Below are 346 nucleotides of genomic sequence, written 5' to 3'. Positions count from 1 at the left end.
GCTTGGCTTTCGTCTTCAAGTAATTCTTGCTTTCGCAAGCAGCTTCTCCATTTTTGACTTGCTTTTTAGCCAGCTGCCTTTGATAGTGCTTGATTTTTTTATAAATTCTATCAAGCTTCTTAGGCAGTACGTTCACCCGGCCTCCCGTATAATCAAAGTGACCAACATTGACGTCAACCGCGGTAGCTTTGCCTGTTTTGTCTGGCAGCTTAACATCCTCAGCCTTGATCTTATACGGGATGGCAACGTAATAACGGCCATTTTCTTTGAAGTAGCTGACAACGCCAAATTCATCTGACAAAGGCTTTTCGCTCAGCTTGAAGCCACGCCATTGATCTTTTGGAAC

At 43.9% G+C, this 346-nt stretch carries 1 pseudogene; it reads right to left on the bottom strand.

The annotated features are described in order from the left end of the window. Nucleotides 1-346, bottom strand: a pseudogene (locus lacNas_RS12235) (RNA-guided endonuclease TnpB family protein); the annotation flags it as partial.

Origin of the sequence: Lactobacillus nasalidis, from assembly GCF_016587775.1 — a bacterium.
Lineage (GTDB): Bacteria > Bacillota > Bacilli > Lactobacillales > Lactobacillaceae > Lactobacillus > Lactobacillus nasalidis.
The sequence above is the reverse complement of the archived record's forward strand: the minus strand, read 5'-3'. Positions and strand labels throughout refer to the sequence as shown.